The organism is Anaerosporobacter sp. (assembly GCF_965301125.1).
In genome coordinates this window covers 1-2,988 of sequence record NZ_CBDLAM010000301.1, presented here as the reverse complement: position 1 = coordinate 2,988, position 2,988 = coordinate 1, and the positions used below count along the sequence as shown (strand labels likewise).

Sequence of the window (2,988 nt, the reverse complement as noted above, 5' to 3'; positions counted from 1 at the left end):
TACTTATTGCATCCAAATTCACTAAAGAAATTTAATCCTGTAAGTATTTTTAGCTGTCTTGCATAAACTGATGTTTTTTGCTTAATATCCGTCAGTAAATCAATAAAAGAAGTATATTTATTTTTTGATAATTCCATTAGCTCGGATGCAATTTGTGAATTGCAATATTTAATTGAAGATATACCTTTATAAATACTATTATTATCTTTATCAATAGTATACTCGGATAAAGATTTACCAAACTGTATTGGCTTAATTGTAATATTAAAATATCTTGCCATATTAATCCCGTTGTTTGTATCTTCTTCGTTTTCTGCTCTATTTAAATATGCTGCTATAAACTCTAGTGTGTAATACGTTCTTAAATTGACACACTCGTACCCATTCATACTATAGGCTGTGGAATGATTAAATCCAAACTGATATTCACTACTATCTGATATAATTTGTACGAACTGTTTCGCCTCTTGTTCCGCAATCTTTTTAGGCTTGGAAGAATGCTTGCAATAACCTTCTAATATCTTTGGTAACTGCTGTTTTAATAATTCTTGATCTTTTTTCCCAATTGCTCTTCGTGTTGTGTCTGCTGAAGAACCAGTAAAATCACATATATCAGTTAGAAACTTAATCGTATCTTCCTGAAAAATTAAATACCCATTATTATCTTCAAGTAACCTGTCTATTTCGTCAGATGGGTTTTTATTAAATTCTCCGGCAATCATTCGATCTCTATAAGATTTACCAGACGGCCTTAAAGCTGCATTTACCATAGACATATGGTTTATAGTGTTGGGTTTAAAACTTTTTAACAAATCAAAAGCGAAATCTCCCTCGAATTGGAAAACCCCCTCTTGTGTCTCAATCATATTAGTCCAAACAAGCTTATCACTCCAATTGATTTCATATGATTTAGGATATTTTATACCTGCATACCCACAAGCATCTTTAATAATTCCAACTGTCTTTAATCCTAGAATGTCAAACTTAACATAATTTAACGAATCAACTGCCTTCATAGAACAGGTAGAGACAGGCATTTCTGTATTACCATCTTTATAAAATAATCCCATATTATCAGCTAGTGTAATTGGTGATCCAATTATACCGCTTGGGTGAGTCCCTTTTGCAACAATAGTACCTTTAAGACCTTTTAGATAATAAAATAAATCTTGATTATCGTTAATCAATGAATCGTATGTTTTTTTTATTTTGTCTGCTTGCTCTTTTGCTTTTTTGTTATTAATTCTTGTCAAGTATATATTATGATTATCAAAATTAACACCAGAAGATTCAAGTAATCCATTTTCAACAAGTTCTTCACTATTTACCTCTTCTTGCATAATTTTACTGTATGAATTGAATAATGAATCAAACTGATTTTTAATATCCATAACTTTACCTAAATCTTTATAACCTAATCCACCTGCTAAAACATCAATACATCCTCTGTCTTGCAATGTTGAAAACATAGCTATGTAAGCTGTTTTTTGTGGTGTAAAACGTTCTATTATATATTTATAAACCTTCTCCCTATCTTCTGGTGCGAAATCAACATCTATGTCACCTAGAGACACTCTATCTTCGTTACAAAATCTTGAAAATACTGTTTTCCACACAACTGGATCAACATCTGTAATTCCAGTTATGAAAGCTATTGTACTTCCAGCAACACTACCTCTACCAAAACCATAAGGAATATTATTATTGTCACACCACTCTAAAAGCTCTGACATAAACATCATAAAACTTTCCATTCCGAGTTTGCACATAACCTTAAATTCTTCTTGTATTTTAACCTTATATTCTTTTTCAGTATGATTCTTTAAATCTAAACATCCATTAATTTTTTTTTCGTTGAATTTTCTATATATTAAATCTTTCCATTGTTGTGTTACATTGTCTCCATATAAAGTTGGATATTTAAATGATTTGTCAAATGTAAAATCCTCAATCATATTTGCAAATATATTAGTGTTGTTAATAGCATCTAAATATACATCATATGTAAGTGAATTTTGATTTGAAAATGCTTGTATCAATTCTTCATAAGTTTTCCAAACTAGATCAAACTCATCTTCATCTCCATAGAAACTCTTTTTATATATCTGCAATATCTTTCTACATTCTGCTTTATACTGACTAGATGAATGAGTATCCGTCCCCGCAATTAATCTTATTCCCGTATTCTTATGTAACTCATATAATTTTTTGTTATAATTAATTTGATTTAAGTCATTGTGATATTGTATCTCTAAGAAACATCTATCTTTGTTTTTTTTAAGCCAATTAACTAGTTTATTATATTCAACTCTTCTATTTTCATTGTCCCACTTACTTAATGGTGACGCTAAACATGCAGTTGTAACTAATATATTATTACTCGTATTCATTAACTCATCTAGTGATATTCTTGGGTTATAATACATATGTCTATCAGATTTATCTTCTAAGCTACCTTTTGATGTAGATAATGATATTAACTCATTTAACTCTAGCACTCCTGCAAAATTTCTAGCATATAACCCTATATGTCCACCTCTATCATCATCGGAAAGGTTATTGCACAAATATAATTCAACTCCATGAATATATTTTACACCTGCTTTATCACACTCTTGCTTCTTTTTTATCCAATCATATATCCCCCCATGGTTTGAAAATGCAATTGCTTTCATCCCTTGTTTCTTTGCTAGTTTTATATATTCTTTAAAATTTGAACATGAATCTGCATATCCATTACAATTACTTGTATCATCATGCAGATGATAAACCACATAATTATTCATTCATTCACTTCCAGTCTATTGTATATTTTTTATTATTATAGTTCATTTAACCATGACATATCATCATCTTCATCAGTACTAGACTTACTGCCAAAAATACTATTTCTACTTTCTTCGTCTTGTTTTAATTGATCTAAATATTTTTTATAAGGTTTGTGCAAGTTTGCTGAATAAGAACATAAATTTGCGAAATAATAACTTT

1 protein-coding gene is annotated in these 2,988 nt (G+C 29.6%); it reads right to left on the bottom strand.

Translation table 11 applies throughout. The annotated features are described in order from the left end of the window. Nucleotides 1-2,786 (bottom strand): PHP domain-containing protein (locus ACW2QF_RS19060; protein ID WP_455717600.1); only part of this gene is annotated, 2,786 nt, incomplete at its 3' end. Between the last annotated feature and the right edge of the window lie 202 nt (nt 2,787-2,988).